The organism is Methylophaga sp. UBA5088, assembly GCF_002414625.1.
Lineage (GTDB): Bacteria > Pseudomonadota > Gammaproteobacteria > Nitrosococcales > Methylophagaceae > Methylophaga > Methylophaga marina.
In genome coordinates this window covers 27,821-28,418 of sequence record NZ_DIAC01000086.1, presented here as the reverse complement: position 1 = coordinate 28,418, position 598 = coordinate 27,821, and the positions used below count along the sequence as shown (strand labels likewise).

At 40.3% G+C, this 598-nt stretch carries 1 pseudogene; it reads left to right on the top strand.

Annotated elements, in window-relative coordinates:
- Positions 1–141: 141 nt before the first annotated feature.
- Positions 142–598 (top strand): annotated as a pseudogene (locus tag B4K20_RS10945) (methyl-accepting chemotaxis protein); the annotation flags it as partial.

The window sequence follows — 598 nt, the reverse complement described above, 5'->3', positions numbered from 1 at the left end:
AAACTCATGAATTCGCTAAGCTACCCCAAAAAAATGTCACTGATAACAGTGCTTCTGCTTATTCCTATCACGGTGACATTTTTGCTACTGATTCACCAATTAAACAACATCGTTAATGAAAGCCATAAAGAACAATCAGGCTTGGAATACATAAAAACCATCACACCACTCTATCAACAATTGCCTCAACATCGTGGCTTGACGAATGCCTATCTGAATGGCTCAGCAGAGTTCGAAGAGAAAATTCTCAGTAAACGGAAAGAGATTGATCAGAGTATTCAACAAATCAATATCATCAATACTGAATATGGCGAGCACTTCGACACCAATCAACTATGGGACGAAATCAAACGTGACTGGACCAGTCTTATCAATACAGCAACAGAAACAGATCCCAATACCATTTTTACCGCGCATACTGAGTTAATTACAAAACTTAGACAACTCATGAATGCCGTGAATCACAATTCTGGACTCATACTCGATCCAGACCTCAACACCACATTCATTATTGAGACGATTGTCAGTTATATCCCAGTACTCGCTGAGAGTATCGGACAAACTCGCGGACTTGCTTCGGGCATTGCTGCCAATGAAT